The following is a 17,113-nucleotide window of genomic DNA, read 5'->3' as shown; positions in this document are numbered from 1 at the left end:
CACCTCCCAGGCCCCCAAGGGCCTGGGGGAGCACCGCATCTGGGGGCACCTCCCTGGGGGCACCTCCCAGACGAAGTCTGGGGGAGGAGTCTGGGGGAGCCGCGGGCTGATCCGACAAGATCGACAGGACAGGACCTAGCAGGCGGGGGTGTTTCCGGTGGGGACGGTGGCCGCGGCGAGGCGGCGGTCGGCTTCGTCGGCCGCGGTCAGTTCGGTGAAGCCCTCGCCGAGCACGAGGTCGACGACGCTCGCGGGGTCGGCGCCCTCGGCGGCGGGCCTGGGGGCGCCGGTTTCGGCGCCCTCCAGCTGGGCGCCGAGCACGGTGAGCGCGCCCGACTCCTCGGCCGCCGTCTCGCCGAGCAGCAGTCCCGGGGCCTGGACCTGGCCGTCGAGGTCCTGCGGGGCGTTGGCCACGTCGCCGATGGTGAATCCGCGTTCCGCCAGCGCGTCGGCGGTGTCCTGGGCGAGGCCGGTGCGGCCGGTCGCGTTGTAAACGTTGACGGTGATGGCGGACGGCTCGGGCACGTCCGCCCCCTCGGGGGCGCGTTCGTCGTTGGCGGGCGGCGCGCAGTCCTGGTCGGGGCGCGGGCCGGCCTGGGCGCGCGGGGCGCGTCCGCCGTCGTCGTCCGCCGAGAACACGTCGATGAGCTGGAGCGTTCCGTAGCCGAGCAGCCCGGCCGTGGCGAGGGCGGCGACCGTGAGGAACGCGAACCTGCCGCGCCGTCGCCGGGGGCGCATCCGCGGATACCGGTCGCCCGTGACGCGGAACTTCTTGCCGCCCATGCCCGGGGGCGTCAACATGCTCATGTCCGCAGCGTAGTCAGGTGAGCGTCGGCCGCCTACTAAATGATCAGCTGAAATGCCCGGGCCTTACCCGATCGCAGCAATCGCGGCTCAGCCCAGCTCCAGCACCCGGGCGTGGAGCACCTGTCGCTGCTGGAGGGCCGCGCGGACGGCGCGGTGCAGGCCGTCCTCCAGGTAGAGGTCGCCCTGCCACTTGACGACGTGTGCGAAGAGGTCACCGTAGAAGGTGGAGTCCTCGGCCAGCAGCGTTTCGAGGTCGAGCTGCTGTTTGGTGGTGATCAGCTGGTCGAGGCGGACCGGGCGCGGGGCGACGTCTGCCCACTGCCGGGTGTTGTCCCGGCCGTGGTCAGGGTACGGTCGTCCGTTTCCGATGCGCTTGAAGATCACACGGGAAGCCTACCGGGCGGGACGTCTCCGTCGCAGCCTCATGTTGTGGTGACGAATCAGGCATTCACCGCGACCGGGTCAGGACCGGGTCAGTGGGGCGCGCGCCAGGCGTAGGTGCCGACGGTGTGCGCGATGACCTTCACGTGGGTGTCGAGCGCCGCCCGTCCGATGTTGTCGAGTGTGTCGCAGGCGGCGTGGTAGCAGGGGTCGTAGGCGGCGCCCGCGGTGCCGCCCCAGTAACCGGCCTCCGCCTCGGACTTGATGCCCTCGGCGCCGGTGAACGTGCCGCCCGACGGGATGCCCGCGGCGACGAACGGGGCGTAGTCGCTGCGCCCGTTGAACGGCGTCGGGGCGGTCCGCTGTCCCCGCCCGCGGAGGAACGCGGTGATGTCCTCGGTGACGTCGGGGTCGCCCTCGTATACGAACTGTCCGTGGTTCGGCGAGCCGATCATGTCGAAGTTCAGGTACACCGCGATGTCCTCCCGCTCGGCGGGCGGGAGGTGTTCCACGTAGTGCTCGGAGCCCAGCAGCCCGGACTCCTCCGCCGACCACAGGGCGAAGCGCACCCGGTTCGGGTGGCGGCCCCCGGAGGTTTCGGCCAGCCGCAGCGCCGTCTCCAGCACCCCGGCCGAGCCGGAGCCGTTGTCGTTGATGCCGGGTCCATCGAGCACCGAGTCCAGGTGGGCGCCGGCCATCACCACCCGGTCCTGGTCGCCGCCGCGGCTCTCGGCGATGACGTTGACCGTGGTCCGTTCCTCGGCCAGCTCGGTCAGTTCAAGGCGCAGGGTCACCTCCTGTCCCGCGGCGAGCGCGCCGGCGAGCGCGTCGGCGAGCGCCGCGCCGTCCTCGCGGTCGAGGCCGCCGGTGGGCAGCGCCGCCGGGTCGGGGCCGCCGAGGGTGCCGGTCAGCGGGCCTGGCACGTTGTTGCGGATGAGCACGGCGGCCGCGCCGGCTGCCGCGGCGCCCGCCTGTTTCTCGGCGAACGTGCAGCCGCCGCGTTCGATCAGCGCGATCCGGCCGTGCAGGGCCGCCGGGTCGAAGTCGTCCGGTGCGCAGCCGTCGCCCGCGTCGGCCAGGGTGGTGGTCAGGCCGCCGTCCGGGGTGTCGCCGGTGTAGGACAGCGCGCGCACCGGGATGTCGCGCGGCTCGCCGCCGAGGCGGGTCAGACGTTCGGTGACCGGCTCGCGGTAGGGGAACGTGAAGCGCTGGTACGTGACGCGGTACCCGGCCTCGGCGAGGAGGGCGCCCGCGTAGCGGGCCGACCGTTCGTGGCCGGGGGTGCCCGCGGCGCGGTTGCCGCCGTGCCGTTCGGCGATGTCCTGGAACGCGGTCAGGTGGCGCAGGGCGCCCTCGCCTGTGGTCGCCGCCACCAGGGTGCGCGGCGCGGGGCCGTCCGCGGGGGCGGGTCCGGCCGGGGCGAGTCCGGCCGTGGCGAGGAGGGCGATCGGGACGAGAGCGGAGAAAACAGTCACGGGGAGCGTCACGGAATGGGACTTTATATGCTTATTGTCCGCGCCTCGGGTGTCCGGCGCGGCATGTCTCGCCATCCGAGATCACATTGACCGGGCCCGCGTTCCGTCCGAGAGTTCGAATATGCGAAGGTGGACGTCGTGGGTGGGGTGATCACCGGTTTCGCCATCATCGCCGCGGTCATCGCCACCGGCTACCTCCTGGGCCGGACCGGCTCGCTCGGCGCCAACGGCCGCGAGGTCCTGACCCGCCTCGCCTTCTCCGTCGCCACCCCGGCCCTGCTGTTCACCACCCTCGCCGAGGCCGACCTCACGCTGGTCTTCTCGCCCTCCCTGCTGGTCACCGCGATCGGCACGTTCGCCAGCTGCGGCATCTTCGTCGCGGTCGGCGCGCTGCGCCGCTGGGGCGTGGGCCGCACCACGATCGGCGCCCTGTGCTCCTCCTACGTCAACGCGGGCAACCTCGGCATCCCGATCGCCGTCTATGTGCTCGGCGACGCCTCGCTCGTCGCGCCGGTCCTGCTCTTCCAGCAGCTGATCCTGACGCCGGTCGCGCTCACCGTCCTCGACCTCGGCACCGCGGGCACCGAGCGGCGCACCCCCTGGCAGCGGCTGACCACCCCGTTCCGCAACCCCGTCGTCATCGGCTCGCTCACCGGCGTGGCGGTCGCCGCCTCCGGCTGGACCCCGCCCGGCGCGCTCTTCGAACCCGCCGTCCTCATCGGCAACATGGCCGTGCCCGCCGTCCTCCTCGCCTTCGGCATCTCGCTGCGCGGCAGCGCCCTGCCCGGCCGCGGCGCGGAGCGCGGCCCTGTGCTGCTCTCGGTGGCGCTGAAGTCGGTGGTCCAGCCCGCCATCGCGTGGGCGGTGGCGGCCTGGCTGTTCCGCCTGGACGCCACCGACCAGCTGAACGTGGTGGTCGTCGCGGCCCTGCCCGCCGCGCAGAACCTCTTCACCTACGCCGCGCGCTACGACGTCGCGGTGCGGCTGGCCCGCGAGTCGATCCTGTTGTCCACCCTGGCCGCCGTGCCCGCGCTCACCCTGATCGCCGCGCTGCTCGGCTGACGCCGCCGCGCCGCCCGCGGCTACCCGCCGAGCAGGCCGTCGGTGAGCACGCCGGACAGCAGGAGCCCGAGCGTCGCGGCCGGGTAGAGGCTGGCCCGGTTGAACAGCGCCATCGCGTGGCGCGGGCGGGGGTCGCGCAGCAGCCGCAGTCCCGGCGCGATCAGCGCGTACCCGCTCAGCAGCAGCATCGCGGCCGGGCCGAGCAGCCCGTGCGAGGGCCAGGCCGCGGCGAACATCCCGGCGCCCGCCACCGTCGCCAGGGCGAGGCAGCCGAACGTCAGGGCCCCGCTGATCCGCGGCCCGTAGACGACGGGCACGGTGCGCACGCCCAGGTGGACGTCCTCCTCGACGTCCGCCCAGTCGTTCACGATGTTCCGCCCGCCGATCTCCCACGCGGCCAGCCACAGGCAGAACAGCCACAGCACCGGCCGGTCGACGGCGGAGGTCATGGCGAACCAGCCGAGGCAGCCGCCGAACGCCACCAGCACCCCGGTCAGCAGGAACTTGAACGGGGTCACCCGCGCGAGACCGCAGTACACGGCCTCAAGCAGCGCGGCGGCGGCGAGCAGCGCCGCGCACACCCAACTGAGCAGCGCGCCCACGGCCAGGGCCACGGCGCCCAGGGCGGCGATCCACGCCCCGCCCGCCGCGCGGCTCAGGCGGCCCTGCGCCAGCGGGTGACGTCCGCCCGCGCTGTCGATGTCGAAGCCCTGGTAGGCCCGCAGGTAGGCGAACCGCTCCCGGTCGAGGCGCGCGTCGATCAGGTCGTTGGCGGCGAACACCGCGAAGTACCCGGCGAGGCAGGCCAGCAGGCACAGCGCCAGCCGGCCGGGCGGCGGGGTGCTGTCGGCGAGCAGCGTGCCGAGCAGCGGCTGCGCCACGCTCAGCGTCGCCTGCGTGCCGCGCGAAAAGCCGTACAGCGCCCGGGCGTTCTCCCGAACGCTCCGGGCCGGCTCAATCCGGACGGCCACCGGCGTTCCCCTCCACGCCAGAGCCGGCGTAACTGTGGGCGAAGGCGGCGGCGTCGGGTCCCGGGGCGGAGAGCCGCTCCAGGGTGGCCCGCCGCAGGCTCAGCGCGAAACGCGGGTCGGCGGCCTCGTCCGCGGACAGGTGCAGCAGCCGCAGCAGCCGGTCGGAGAACTCCTGGACGCGCCAGGTCTCCGGCAGCCGCCGCGCCCCGTGGCCCGCCAGGGGGGCCGGGTCGCGCCCGATGTGGTGGCGGATCAGCGCGTCGGCGAGGTCGACCGCGTCGGCGATCGCCAGGTTCATGCCTTTGGCGCCCGAGGGCGTCACCACGTGGGCCGCGTCCCCGGCCAGCAGCAGCCGCCCGTGCCGGACGGGCTCGGTGACGCTGCTGTGCATGCCGAGCACCCGCACCTCGGGGAAGCCGCCGATGCGCGGCAGGCCGGCCGGCGCGAGCCGGGCACGCAGCTCGGCGTGGATGCGGCGGGCGGGCCACGCCTGCGGCTTCTCGCCGGGCGGGCACTGGAGGTAGAAGCGGCTGAGGTGCGCGGTGCGCGGCATCATCCCGGCGAAGCCGTCGGCCGAGATGCCGTACACGATGCCCTCGGCCGGCCGGTCCACCTCGGCGAGCACCGTCAGCCAGTCGTACGGGTAGCGGCGCGTGGTGACGCGCGCCGTCGCGGGCAGCGCGGTGCGGGAGACGCCGCGGTGGCCGTCGCAGCCGACGATGTGCTCGCAGTCGATCTCGACGGGCCCCGACGCGCCGGTGGCCGCGAGGCGCGGCCGGTCCGCGGTCACATCCGGCATGGCCGCGACGGCGGTGGAGAACAGCGGCGCCCCGCCGCGTGCCGTCAGCTCGGCGATCAGGTCGCGGACCAGGAGCTGCTGCGGGTACACCAGGTGGGCGCGCCCGCCGCTGTGCGCGCCGTAGTCCACGCGGTACGTGCGCCCCAGGCACAGGAAGTCGCACCAGGTGTGCCGGGCGCCCGCGGCCAGCAGGCCGTCCGCGAGGCCGTGCCGACGCAGCGCCGCCACGGTGCGGTGCTCGATGAGCCCGGCGCGGGCGCGGGACTCGACGTGCGCGCGGGAGCGCCGTTCCACCACGAGGCACTCGACGCCGGCCCGGGTCAGCAGGTTGGCCAGGACGAGGCCCGCGGGCCCCGCGCCGATGATGGCCACCTGGGTACGCAGCCGCCGCATCGCCGCCCGCATCGCCACCCGCCTCACGCGGCCGGCACGGCGGCCGGGCTGAACAGCTCGTTGATGAGCGCGAGCGGGTCGTCGCCGTGCCAGACGAGGTACGTCTTGTAGCAGGCCGTGCGCTCGGTGCCGTCCTCCTCCTGCCAGGGGCGGCGGCCCACGTCGAGCAGGGTGCGGCGGTGCCCGGTGCCCGCGGCGTGCAGCGCCGGGCCGAGCGGGATGGACCGGCTGGTGAGGCAGGGCTCGATGCCGGGCGCCAGGCCGACCCTGGCCACGACGTGGTTGACCGACAGCGCCTGCCCGCCCGGCCGGGTGGTCGCGGAGTAGCGCACCAGGACTTCCCCGCACCGGTCGGTCCGGAGCAGCGCGGGCACGCCGTCACCGGTCGCCTGGGCGGGGGTTCGTAATTGTGCGAGGCAGTGGAGGTGCAACGATTCGCCCGCGAGCGCTTCGAGCAGCGTGGTGGTCAGCCCGTCGCTGCTGAGCAGCATGCGGGTCACGGGCGAGGCGAAGCCGCGGACCCGGTTGCGCGGGTCGGCGGCGCCGCCGAGGGCGGCACCGAAGATGGCATCGAGGGGAACGTCGAGCGGAACATCGAGGGGGAAGGCACGCGGAACCGCGTGCGGAAAAAGGTTGTTTGGCGCCAAAACCGACATCTGTTCTCTCCTTACCGGCGGGCATCCTTAAGTGCCAACGCGTAGCGGCCCCGTCAGGTCACGGCCCGGCCGCCCGCGGTCCGGGCCCGCCGGGGGAGAATTCCCCCATGGCCTCAGCACCCAAGCCGTCCCCCACGACGTTCGACGAGCTGCTCGTCCTGCTCCATGAGCGCCGCGCCACGCTGACCCGCTCCCAGCGGATGCTCGCGGAACGGGTGATGGCGGACCCGGAGGGCGTGGCGTTCATGACCGTCTCCGAGCTGGCCTCGGCCGTCGGAGTGAACGAGGCCACCGTGGTGCGGTTCGCCTCGGGGCTCGGCCTGGACGGCTACCCGGGCCTGACCCGGCTGTGCCGCGAACGGCTGCGGGAGCAGGCGCAGCTGCTGCGCCGTTACAGCACGCTGGAGCAGCTGGGCAGCGACGGCGAGGGCAACCTGCTGGACGGGGCGGTCTCGCTCGACCGCGCCAACATCGCCCGCACGTTCGGGCGGATCGACCAGGAGACGTTCCAGGCGGCGGTGCGGGTGCTGGCCGGGGCGCCGCGGGTGCACGTGCTCGGGCTGCGCAAGTGCCACGCCCCGGCGTACCTGCTGGGCTACCTGCTCGGGCTGATGCGGGAGGACGTGGCGACGCTGACCGCGGGGACCGGGACGCTCACCGACGAGCTGCGGCGGGTGCGGGAGGGCGACTGCTTCGTCGCGATCTCGATCCACCGCTACGCGGCCGACACCGTGCGGGCGGCGGCCTGGGCCAGGGAACGCGGCGCGCGCTGCGTGGCCCTGACGGACAACCCGGCCTCGCCGCTGGCCGCGTCGGCCGAGCACGTGTTCTACGTGGACGCGTCGGGGCCCTCGGTGCTGCGCTCGCTGACCGCGTTCACCTCGCTGGTGCAGGCCCTCGCGGCCGAGGTGGCGCGGGTGCGCGGGCGGGACGTGCGGTCCGCGCTGCTGGCGGAGGAGGAGCTGCTGGAACGGTTCACCGTGTACGACGCGGACCCGACGGCAGGGCGGTGAGCGCGGCGCGCAGCCGCGTCAGGGCGGCGGCGATCCACGGCAGGGCGAGCGGGTCCCCGCCGTGCAGGGCCGCCCGGCGTTCCGCCTCGGTCTCGCCGTAGAGCAGGCTGGTGGCCGCGCGGAACCGCAGGGCGCGCGGGTCGTCGCCGAAGGCGTCGCCCGGCAGCACGCCCACGCCGTGCTCGGTGAGCAGGGCGTCGGCCAGCGCGGCGGCGCCGTCCAGGCCGCGGGCGGCGAGCGCGGGGCGCAGCGGCCCGAAGTCGGGGTAGAGGTAGAAACCGGCCTCGGGCGGCCGGCAGTCGGCGCCCGCGGCCGTGAACTCGGCGTGCACGGCGCGCGCGACGCCTGCGTGCAGGCGGCGGGCCGCCGCGATGTGGGCGCGGACCTCGGGCGGCTCGGCCAGGACGTGCGCGGCGACGGCCTGCATCGGCGCGGCCAGGCTGGACCACACCTCGCTGGCGATGCCGGTCAGCTCGGTCATGAGGGCGTCGCCGAACGGCCCGGCCGGGAGGCGGGCGAAGCCGATGCGCCAGCCGCCAAGCGCCATCGACTTGCTCAGCCCGCAGGTCACGACCGTGCGCTCCGGCAGCAGCGCGGCCGGGCGGGCGGGGGTGCGGGCGTCGTGGATCAGCTCGGTGTAAATCTCGTCGGCGATGACGGCGAGCCCGTGCCGCCCGGCCAGCTCGCACACCGCGCGCACGTGCTCGGGGCGTGCGACGGTGCCGGTGGGGTTGTCGGGCACGGTGAGCACCAGCACGCCTGGGCGCTCCTCGCGCAGCACCCGGGCCAGCCGCTCGGGATCGGGGACACCGCCCGCCTCGGCGGGCACCGGCACGCCGATGACGCGCTTGCCGGCGAGCGCGCTCTGGGCGGCGTAGCTCACCCAGGCGGGCGTGGGCAGTACGACATCGCCGGGGAGCGCGGTGAGCAGCGCGAACAGCAGCGCCTTGCTGCCGGGGGCGAAGAGCACGTGCCCGGCCTCGGTGGGCAGCCCGCGCCGCGTGAACCAGCCGGCGGCGGCCCGCCTCGCCTCCGGCGAGCCCGCCACGGGGCCGTACCCGTTGCGCCCGGCGGCGCCGGCCAGGACGTCCGCGACGGTGCCGGGCACCGGCAGCCCGGCCTCGCCGAAGCCGAGGTGCAGCACGCGCTGCCCCGCGGCCTGCCTGGCGCGCAGGGCCTCGTCGAGGGCCAGGGTCGCCGAATGCCTCACCATGTCCGCAATTTCTAATGCAGCAATAGGGAGGCTGGCAAGCCAACTTGCATACACGGGTGCGCCGCGTCCGCGCGGCGGTAGCCGGCCGGCGCCCGCGCGGTTGCGGGACGGCGCCGCTCGGCCAAGCATGGCGGGAGGGGGCAAGGACCACGGGAGAACCGGATGAGCCTGCGCTGCCTGGTCACCGGCGCGACCGGCTACCTCGGCGGCCGGCTCGTGCCCGAACTGCTCGCCGCCGGGCACACCGTGCGCTGCCTGGCCCGCACGCCCGGCAAGCTGGCCGGCCGGCCGTGGGCCCCGCGGGCCGAGCTCGTGCGCGGTGACGTGACGGACGCCGCGTCCGTGCGGGCGGCGCTGGAGAACATCGACGTGGCGTACTACCTGGTCCACTCGCTGGGCAAGGGGCGGCACTTCGAGGAGACCGACCGCGGGGCGGCCCGCGTCTTCGCCGAACAGGCGCGCGACGCGGGCGTGCGCCGCCTGGTCTACGCCGGTGCGCTCACGCCCGCGGGCGTGCCGGAACGTGACCTGTCCCCGCACCTGCGCTCCCGCGCCGAGGTCGGGCGGATCTTCCTGGACTCCGGCGTCCCGGCCGCCGTCCTGCGCGCCGCCGTCGTCATCGGCTCCGGCTCCGCGTCGTTCGAGATGCTGCGCCAGCTCAGCGAACGGCTCCCCGCCATGGTCACCCCCCGCTGGGTCCGCACCCGCGTCCAGCCGGTCGCGGTCCGCGACATGCTGGCCGTCCTGACCGGGAGCGCCCGGCTGCCCGCCGACGTCAACCGCACGTTCGACATCGGCGGACCCGATGTGGTGACGTACCACACGATGATGCGGCGTTACGCCGTGCACGCGCGGCTGCGACGGCGGCTGATCGTGCCGGTGCCGGTGCTCTCGCCCTGGCTGTCCAGCCTGTGGGTCGGGCTCGTCACCCCGCTGCCCGGCCCGCTCGCCCGCCCCCTCGTGGAGTCGCTCCGGCACGAAGTGGTGTGCCGCGAACGGGACATCGAGGAGTACGTGCCGATGCCGCCCGGCGGGTTCCTCGGCCTGGACGACGCGCTGAAGGCGGCGCTGCGGCGCGTCGGCGAGAGCGAGCCCGAGCCCGAGCCCGAGGGCGCGGGCGCGGGCCCGAGCCCGCGCCCGGGCGCGTCCGCGGGGCCGCTGCCGAGCGACCCGCCCTGGGCGGGCGGCAGCATCTACACCGACCGCCGCGAACGCACCGTCGAGGCCACGCCCGAGGCGCTGTGGCGGGTCGTCGAGGGCATCGGCGGCGAGAACGGCTGGTACTCGTCACCCGTGGCCTGGGCCGTGCGCGGCTGGCTGGACAGCCTCGTCGTCGGCGGCGGGCTGCGCCGCGGGCGGCGCGACGCGGCCCGCCTGCGGACCGGCGACGGCCTCGACTTCTGGCGGGTGGAGGCCCTGGAGCCGGAACGCCTGCTGCGGCTGCGCGGCGAGATGCGGGTGCCCGGCACGGCCTGGCTCGAACTGCGCGTCGACCGGGACGAGCACGGCCGGACGGTGTACCGCCAGCGCGCCCTGTTCCACCCCCGCGGCCTCGCCGGGCACGTCTACTGGTGGGCGGTGTCGCCGTTCCACGCCTGGGTGTTCGGCGGCATGGTCCGCAACATCGCCAGCACCGCGCAGGCGGAAGGCTGAGCCCCGTGACCGACGATTCCCCTTCCGTGTCCGTCGCGCTGTTCACCTGCGACCTGCGCGTCCGCGACAACCCGGTGCTGCACGCCGCCGTCCGGGGCGCGCGGCACACCGTGCCGCTGTTCGTCGTCGACGCGGGGGTGCGCGCGGCCGGCTTCGCCGTGCCCAACCGCGCCGCGTTCCTCGCCGCCTGCCTCGCCGACCTCGACGGCGCGCTGCGCGACCGCGGCGGCCGGCTGGTCGTCCCGCACGGCGACGTGGTCGCCGAGACCTGCCGCGTCGCGGCGGCGGCCGGTGCCTCGACCGTGCACGTGGCCGGGGACGTCAGCGGCTACGCGGCACGCCGCGAGGAGCGGCTGCGCGCCGCGCTCGGGGCGGCGGGCCGGCGGCTGATCGTGCACGACGCGTCCGTCACCGCGGTGCCGCCCGGCGCGCTCGCGCCCGCGGGCAAGGACCACTTCGCCGTGTTCACCCCGTACTTCAGGCGCTGGAGCGGAACGCCCCTGCGCGGTGTGCTGAACGCCCCGCGCGCCGTTCGCGTTCCAGACGTGCGCTCCGCGCCGCTGCCCGCGCCGTCCGGCCTGGCGCCCGGCACGCCCTCGCCCGGCCTGCCCGAGGGCGGCGAATCCGCGGCGCGGCGGCGGCTGCGCGCCTGGGAGAACGGCCCGCTGAACGCCTACGCGGAACGGCACGACGACCTGGCGGGCGACGCCACCTCGCGGCTCTCCCCCTACCTGCACTTCGGCTGCGTGTCCGCGGTCGAGCTGGTGCACCGGGCGCGGCGCCACGGCGGCGCGGGCGCGGAGGCGTTCGTGCGCCAGCTGGCCTGGCGCGACTTCCACCACCAGGTGCTCGCCGCCCGCAGGGACGCCGCGCACCGCGACTACCGCGACCGGCGCCGCGTGGGATGGCGCGACGAGAAGGCGCTCGCCGCGGCCGTCGACGCGTGGCGGGCGGGCCGCACCGGCTTCCCGGTCATCGACGCGGCGATGCGTCAGCTGCGGCACGAGGGCTGGATGCACAACCGCGGGCGGCTGCTCGCCGCCGGCTTCCTCACCAAGACGCTGAACGTCCACTGGCGCGTGGGCGCGCGGCACTTCCTGGACCTGCTGGTGGACGGCGACCTGGCGAACAACCAGCTGAACTGGCAGTGGGCCGCGGGCACCGGCACCGACACCCGCCCCGGCCGGGTGCTGAACCCGCTGGCGCAGGCCAGGCGTTACGACCCGCGCGGGGACTACGTGCGCCGCTGGGTGCCGGAACTGGCCGGGGCCGGCGGCTCCGCGGTCCACCGCCCGTGGCGCCTGGCCGCGGACCTGGACTATCCGGAGCCCCTGGTCGAGCCCTGGTGAGGCGGCGCGGGGCCGCGCCTGCTGGTCCCATCGGGCGGTGTCGCGCCGCGGAAGGGCCGCGGGCGCCGCGGCGAGGCATACCCGCGGTCTCTCATTCGGCTCGCGTCAGGACACACGGAGGCAGGCATGGCGACCGGTTCGCCCCGACCCGGGCCAGACTGGGCACATGGACGAACCGGCGTTCCCGTTCCCGCCGCCGTCCGGCGGTCTCGCGCCGGCGATCAGGGGGGTGTCGCGGCGCCTGATCCGGCTCGACAACGTGCCCGGTGCGCCGTCCGTCGCCGGGCCCGCCGCGCGGGCGTTCCGGCAGGTGCACGCGCTGTGCGCCGCGGGGCGTGCACCGCTGCCGCCGCGGTACGCCCGGGAGGTGCGGGCCGCGGCGGCCGAGCTGGCCGGGGTGGCGGGCTGGGCGCTGTTCGACGCCGAACGGCACGCCGCCGCCGTGCCGTTCAACCGCGCGGCGCTCGCGCTCGCCCGCCGCGCCGGGGACCGGGACACCGAGCTGCTGACCCTTCAGAACGCGGCGCTGAGGTCGGAGTGGCTGGGCGGCCACCGTTCCGCGCTCGCGCTGGCCCGTGCGGTGCTGGTGGCCGCCGGGCCGCTGCCGCCGCGCGCCGAGGCGGTGTTCCTCGTCCGCGCCGCCCAGGGGGCCGCGGCCACCGGGCCGCGGTGGGAGGCCGAACGCGCGTTCGCGCGGGCCAGGGCGCTGCTGGCCTGGGGCGGCGGGCGGCGGCCCGAGCCGCCGTGGGCCTGGTGGCTGACGGAGCAGGAGATCGACGGGCAGCAGGGCGGCGCGTACCAGGCGGCGGGTGAGTGGCGCCTGGCGATCCCGCTGCTGCGGCGGGCGGCCGGCGGAGGGCACGCCGGCTACCGCGGCATCTTCGCCGTGCGGCTGCTCGACTGCCTGCTGTCGGCCGGGGCCTGGCGGGAGGCCGAGGAGGTCGCGGCGGAGCTGATCCCGGCGGTGGCGCGCGGCGCCTCGTCGGCGCGCACGCGGCGCCTGCTGGCCGCGGCGCTGGGGCGCGGCGACCGCCTGCCCGGCATGCCCCCGGGGCTGCGCGACCTCCTGCGCCGCCCCGCCGGATAGCCTGGCGCGGTGCAGGGGAACGGACCGCCGGCGGCCGGGGCGCGGCACCACGCCTGGCACATCGACAGCCGCGAGTACGCCCGGCAGGAGGAACGGCGCGGCAGGCGCCACGCGTTCACCCGCCTCGACCCCGCGCGCACCGCGCTCGTGGTGATCGACATGGTGCCGTTCTTCGTCGAGGAGAACCCGTACTGCCGCGGCATCGTGCCCCGCATCGGCCAGCTCGCCCGCGCCCTGCGGACCGCGGGCGGCACCGTGGCCTGGGTCCTGCCCGGGCCGGGTGAACGGAGCCCGGCGGAAGAGGAGTTCTACGGGCCGCGGGTGGCGGCCCGCTACCGCGCCTCCGGTGGCACCGGGCCGCTTCCCGGCCGGCTCTGGTCCGGATGCACCGCCGAGGACGGCGACCTGCTGACGGAGAAGACCGCGGCCAGCGCCTTCTTCCCCGGCCGCTGCCCCCTGCCTGACCTGCTGCGGCAGCGCCGCGCCGACACCGTCCTCATCACCGGCACCGTGACGAACGTCTGCTGCGAGTCCTCCGCCCGCGATGCCAGCACGCTCGGCTACCGCGTCATCATGGTCGCCGACGCCAACGCGGCCCGCTGCGACCGCGACCACAACGCCACCCTGCACACCGTCTACCGCTCCTTCGGCGACGTACGCCCCACCGCGGAAGTCCTCGGCCTCATCCGGGCGTGACGCCGCGCCGCACCCCGGGCGGCCACACCACCCGCACCGGCACCCCGTGCCGCCGCGCGCACGCGACCACGTCGCCCGTTCCGCCGAGCCCGCGCGCCGGCCGGCCGTCCCACACGGCGATCAGCACGTCCACCAGCCCGACCAGCAGCTCGCCCGCCGCCATGTAGGCCGACGAACCCGCGGTGGCAAGGCCCGTGCGGTGCACCGCCGTTGCCCGCCCCAGCAGGCGATCCAGCGTGTCCAGATACGTCTCGGGCAGGGCCTGCCGGTAGTCCGTGGCCGGGATGACGGCCTCCAGGCGACCGCCGCCCGCCAGCACGGACTCCGCCAGCCACGCGTCCGGGCCGTCCGCCAGGCAGGACACCGCCACCAGCCCTTCCCCGCCGCCGTCGGCGGCCAGCCGCCCCAACTCCGCCCGCAGCGCCGCCCGGACGGCGGCCTCCGCCGGTGCGGAAAGCCCCCGGTGCCCGGTGATCCCGACCCGCATGCGTTCCCCCTGTGCCTCGGCCGAACACCCGAAGGTACCGCCGATGCCGTGCGGGAGCGGAGGGGGTCGCCCTGGGCGACCCGCGGGGCCGGCAGACCGGGACCGCGGCGTAGCCGACGAGCAGCACGGCGAGGGGTTCCATGCGGGCCTCCGGCTGCGGGGCCGCCACCGCACCGCCGGTGGCCGCCGCGCGCGGTGACCACGCGGGCCATGCCCCCGAACGGGCGGTGGGCGGAGGCCCGTTCGGGGGACGTGGCGGCCGCGCGCGTCAGCGCAGGGACGCGATGAGCGTCTCCGCGCGGTGGGCGAGGGCCGCGCGGGCGGGCTCGGAGATGCCGCGGACGCGTTCCAGGGTGTCCGCGAAGCGCTCCAGGGCGTCGGCCGCGCCGCGGTGGTCGCCGCGGGCCATGCGCGCCTCGGCCAGGGCGAGCGACGGCGTGAGCAGGATCGCCGTCAGACGGTTCACGTCGTCGCCGCGCACGTACCCGGTCAGCTGGTCCGCGAGCGCGCCCACGCCGCCCGGGGTCCACAGGTCGGGCACGGGAACGTCGGCGAAGTCGGTGTCGGACGCCAGGTAGAAGCTCGGGTAGGAGGGCTGGTTGTACGTCGTCTGCTGGCGCGCGACCTCCGCCCGGTACTGGGGGTCGTGCATCAGCGTGTACAGCTTGTGGCCGGTCAGTTCGGTGCTGAGGTACAGGCGCAGGCCGGTGCTGTCCGCGGTGGGGACGACCAACTCCTCGCGCCAGTCGCCGAGGACGTCGGCGACCAGGGACGGGTTGCCCTTGGCGTGGTTGTTGGTCGTGGTGCCCTCCGCGGTCAGCAGCGTGCCGCGCTGCCAGTCCTCGATGACCGTGTCCTCGCCGAGGTAGCCGTAGCCCGTGACGATCTGCGTGGTCAGGTCGCCTGACCAGCGGATGCTCTGGTTGGTGCCGGGCGTCTCCGCGCCGATGTTGCGGCCGTCGGCCGTCCACAGACCGACGCCGTCCGGGTCGGTGCCGCCCTCGGGGTGGTTGGCCCAGGTCTCGTACCCCGGCTCCTCGGGCACGACGTCGCCGATCATGCCGCGGCCGGTGTCCAGGCCGGTGTACTCGCCGTACAGCACCTCGCCGGTCGCCGCGTCGCGCAGCGAGTAGCCGAGGGGCGCGGAGGTGGCGCCCTCGTGGACGCCGTAGATCTCCAGGCCCGGCCGGTTCGGGTCGATGTCGGTGACGTGCATCGCGTCGCCGTGGCCGAGCCGCGCCCGCGCGCCCGGATCGGCGCTGCCGGGCGGCATTTCGGCGAACGAGCTGTACAGCAGGCTGCCGTCGTCGTCGATGGTGGCCGAGCCGTAGACGATCTCGTGCCGCCCGTCGCCGTCGACGTCGGCGGCGCTCAGCGAGTGGTAGCCCTGCGTGGTGAGGGTGCCGAACTCCGGGTCGGTGCCGTCGACTCCGTGCGGGCTGTCGTTGAACGGGTTGGACATGGGCGTCCAGCCGCTGTCGACGTTCCAGTCCTCCCGCAGCCGGTGCCCGTCCCAGCGGTAGGACACCAGCGTGGAACGGGTGTAGTAGCCGCGGGCGAAGACGGCGGAGGGGTGCTGCCCGTCGAGGTAGGCGACGCCGGACAGGAAGCGGTCGACGCGGTTGCCCGGCTCGATGCGGGCCATCGCGTAGTCGCCCCACATCAGGCCGTCGTCGTGGCGGCCCGGCTCGTAGTGGACGGTGTCCAGCTCGCGGCCGCTTCCGCCGTCGAAGACGCTGAGGTACTCGGGCCCGTCGAGGATGAAGCCCTCGAACGCGCGCAGGTTGTTGCGCTCGCTGCGGGCGGGCGCGTACACGTCCATGAAGTGGTCGGCCAGCGCCTCGGCGTCCTCGCGGCCGAGCGGGTAGTCGTAGGCGGGGTCGATGCCGAAGGCTTCTTCCAGGGTGGCGGGCCAGTTGCCCGCGACGACCTCGGGGTGCTCGTGCCAGCCGCGGAACATGTCGACCACGTGGTCGTAGTAGTCCTCGGCGCTGAGCCGGTAGTCGTCCTCGTGGGACCAGCCGTTCCGCACGTCCTCGCGCGGCATGGTGATGTAGCGCTCGGACGCGACGGAGCCGTCGGCGCGGTAGCGGGTGACCTTCGTGCCGGGCGCCGTCTTGAACATGATCTCGGAGCGGCCGTCGCCGTCGAAGTCGTAGACGAGGAACTGGGTGTAGTGCGCGCCGGCGCGGATGTTCACGCCGAGGTCGATGCGGTGCAGCAGGGTGCCGTCGAGGCGGTAGGTGTCGAGGTAGACGTTGCCGGTGTAGCCGACCTGCGAGACGTCCTTGGCGTTCGACGGGTACCACTTGACGACGTACTCGTAGGTGCCGTCGCCGTCCACGTCGCCGACGCTGACGTCGTTGGCCGAGTACGTGTACGTCTCGCCGGCCGGGGTGACGCCGTCGGCGGGCTTGTTCAGGGGGAGTTCGTGATAGCCCTCGGACCAGGGGGCGACGGGGTCGCTGAGGTCGACCTCCGTGCCGTCCACGACGGCGGCCACGCGGTACTCGGCGTCGCCGGGGGCGCCGGCGTCGAGGTAGTTGGTGGAGTCGGTGACGGTGCCGAGCAGTTCGCCGTCGCGGTAGACGTTGAAGTCGGCGCCGGTCATGCCGGTTTCCGTGGCGCCGGTGACCTCGGAGCCGAGCAGCCGCCAGCTGAGGAACACGCCCTCCTCGGTGGCGACTGCGGCGAGGCCGCGGTCGAGGTGTTCGAGCTGGACGCCGTCGGCCGTCCGGCCGCCGCCCCGCTCGGCGGGCGCGTCGGCGCGGGCGGGGGCGCCGCCCGCGGCGGCGAGGAGCCCGGCGGTCATGAGTCCGGCCAGGGGGGCGGCCACCCACCGCCGATGCCGGGTCCTTCGTCTGTCCGGTGGTGTCATCGTTGACGCCCTTCTGCGCAAGGCCGATTGAGTCGTTTCAATGAGACGTTTCAAGTCAGGTCGGCGCGACAGTACGAGGGCCCCGGGCCGCCGTCAAGAGTCCGCGTCGTCACGCAGAGCCACCGGGCACACGTGCTGTGATTCACTCGAACCGGCGAATTGAGCGGCGGATTCCGGGACTTGTCCGGCGCGG

The 17,113-nt window shown here is 75.2% G+C and carries 15 protein-coding genes; 6 read left to right on the top strand and 9 right to left on the bottom strand.

What is annotated here, in order from left to right; translation table 11 throughout:
• Nucleotides 1-135: 135 nt before the first annotated feature.
• The 3 genes from RM779_RS31590 to RM779_RS31580 form a co-directional block, all read right to left on the bottom strand.
• Nucleotides 136-807 carry a LytR C-terminal domain-containing protein gene (locus RM779_RS31590; RefSeq protein WP_311621225.1) on the bottom strand — a complete coding sequence of 224 codons (672 nt, stop codon included), beginning with the start codon at nucleotides 805-807 and terminating at the stop codon, nucleotides 136-138.
• 87 nt (nucleotides 808-894) lie between these two features.
• A complete protein-coding gene (locus RM779_RS31585) occupies nucleotides 895-1,191 on the bottom strand; it encodes a type II toxin-antitoxin system VapB family antitoxin (RefSeq protein ID WP_052847392.1) in 297 nt (98 codons plus the stop codon).
• Between the two features lie 89 nt (nucleotides 1,192-1,280).
• The gene (locus RM779_RS31580) at nucleotides 1,281-2,675 is read right to left on the bottom strand and encodes a M20/M25/M40 family metallo-hydrolase (protein WP_311621224.1); all 1,395 of its coding nucleotides are present in this window, start codon (nucleotides 2,673-2,675) and stop codon (nucleotides 1,281-1,283) included.
• A gap of 126 nt (nucleotides 2,676-2,801) precedes the next feature.
• On the opposite strand from RM779_RS31580, the gene RM779_RS31575 reads away from it, so the two are divergent.
• Complete coding sequence (locus tag RM779_RS31575; RefSeq protein WP_311621223.1) at nucleotides 2,802-3,725, top strand: AEC family transporter; 924 nt, start codon at nucleotides 2,802-2,804, stop codon at nucleotides 3,723-3,725.
• Between the two features lie 20 nt (nucleotides 3,726-3,745).
• Here the strand turns inward: RM779_RS31575 and RM779_RS31570 are convergent, their stop codons facing one another.
• From RM779_RS31570 to RM779_RS31560, 3 genes are read right to left on the bottom strand one after another with little or no spacing between them, the layout of a single operon-like run.
• Nucleotides 3,746-4,696 carry a UbiA family prenyltransferase gene (locus tag RM779_RS31570; protein WP_311621222.1) on the bottom strand — a complete coding sequence of 317 codons (951 nt, stop codon included), beginning with the start codon at nucleotides 4,694-4,696 and terminating at the stop codon, nucleotides 3,746-3,748.
• Nucleotides 4,680-5,900, bottom strand: coding sequence for a 4-hydroxybenzoate 3-monooxygenase (locus RM779_RS31565; RefSeq protein WP_311621221.1), 1,221 nt, complete (start codon nucleotides 5,898-5,900; stop codon nucleotides 4,680-4,682). Before RM779_RS31565 ends, RM779_RS31570 begins: the two co-directional genes overlap by 17 nt.
• A gap of 11 nt (nucleotides 5,901-5,911) precedes the next feature.
• A complete protein-coding gene (locus tag RM779_RS31560) occupies nucleotides 5,912-6,544 on the bottom strand; it encodes a hypothetical protein (protein WP_311621220.1) in 633 nt (210 codons plus the stop codon).
• A 107-nt stretch (nucleotides 6,545-6,651) separates the two neighbouring features.
• Between RM779_RS31560 and RM779_RS31555 the strand changes: the two genes are divergently transcribed.
• The gene (locus RM779_RS31555) at nucleotides 6,652-7,557 is read left to right on the top strand and encodes a MurR/RpiR family transcriptional regulator (RefSeq protein WP_311621219.1); all 906 of its coding nucleotides are present in this window, start codon (nucleotides 6,652-6,654) and stop codon (nucleotides 7,555-7,557) included.
• On the opposite strand, the gene RM779_RS31550 is transcribed toward RM779_RS31555, so the two are convergent.
• Nucleotides 7,520-8,770 (bottom strand): pyridoxal phosphate-dependent aminotransferase, encoded by a 1,251-nt coding sequence (locus RM779_RS31550; protein WP_311621218.1) that lies wholly within the window; start codon nucleotides 8,768-8,770, stop codon nucleotides 7,520-7,522. The two genes, RM779_RS31555 and RM779_RS31550, sit on opposite strands and share 38 nt — an antisense overlap.
• A gap of 162 nt (nucleotides 8,771-8,932) precedes the next feature.
• On the opposite strand from RM779_RS31550, the gene RM779_RS31545 reads away from it, so the two are divergent.
• The 4 genes from RM779_RS31545 (at nucleotide 8,933) to RM779_RS31530 (ending at nucleotide 13,555) form a co-directional block, all read left to right on the top strand.
• Nucleotides 8,933-10,423, top strand: a complete 1,491-nt coding sequence (locus tag RM779_RS31545; protein WP_311621217.1) for an SDR family oxidoreductase — start codon at nucleotides 8,933-8,935, stop codon at nucleotides 10,421-10,423.
• A 5-nt stretch (nucleotides 10,424-10,428) separates the two neighbouring features.
• A complete protein-coding gene (locus RM779_RS31540; protein WP_311621216.1) occupies nucleotides 10,429-11,772 on the top strand; it encodes a cryptochrome/photolyase family protein in 1,344 nt (447 codons plus the stop codon).
• 166 nt (nucleotides 11,773-11,938) lie between these two features.
• Complete coding sequence (locus RM779_RS31535; protein WP_311621215.1) at nucleotides 11,939-12,859, top strand: XRE family transcriptional regulator; 921 nt, start codon at nucleotides 11,939-11,941, stop codon at nucleotides 12,857-12,859.
• A 9-nt stretch (nucleotides 12,860-12,868) separates the two neighbouring features.
• Nucleotides 12,869-13,555: an isochorismatase family cysteine hydrolase gene (locus RM779_RS31530; RefSeq protein ID WP_311621214.1), complete on the top strand. Its 687-nt coding sequence runs from the start codon at nucleotides 12,869-12,871 to the stop codon at nucleotides 13,553-13,555.
• On the opposite strand, the gene RM779_RS31525 is transcribed toward RM779_RS31530, so the two are convergent.
• Nucleotides 13,542-14,042: a hypothetical protein gene (locus RM779_RS31525; protein ID WP_311621213.1), complete on the bottom strand. Its 501-nt coding sequence runs from the start codon at nucleotides 14,040-14,042 to the stop codon at nucleotides 13,542-13,544. The genes RM779_RS31530 and RM779_RS31525 overlap by 14 nt on opposite strands.
• Before the next feature lie 268 nt (nucleotides 14,043-14,310).
• Nucleotides 14,311-16,878, bottom strand: a complete 2,568-nt coding sequence (locus RM779_RS31520) for a rhamnogalacturonan lyase (protein WP_311621212.1) — start codon at nucleotides 16,876-16,878, stop codon at nucleotides 14,311-14,313.
• Nucleotides 16,879-17,113 lie beyond the last annotated feature (235 nt).

The sequence above is a fragment of the Streptomyces johnsoniae genome, assembly GCF_031845565.1.
GTDB lineage: Bacteria > Actinomycetota > Actinomycetes > Streptomycetales > Streptomycetaceae > Streptomyces > Streptomyces johnsoniae.
The sequence above is the reverse complement of the archived record's forward strand: the minus strand, read 5'-3'. Positions and strand labels throughout refer to the sequence as shown.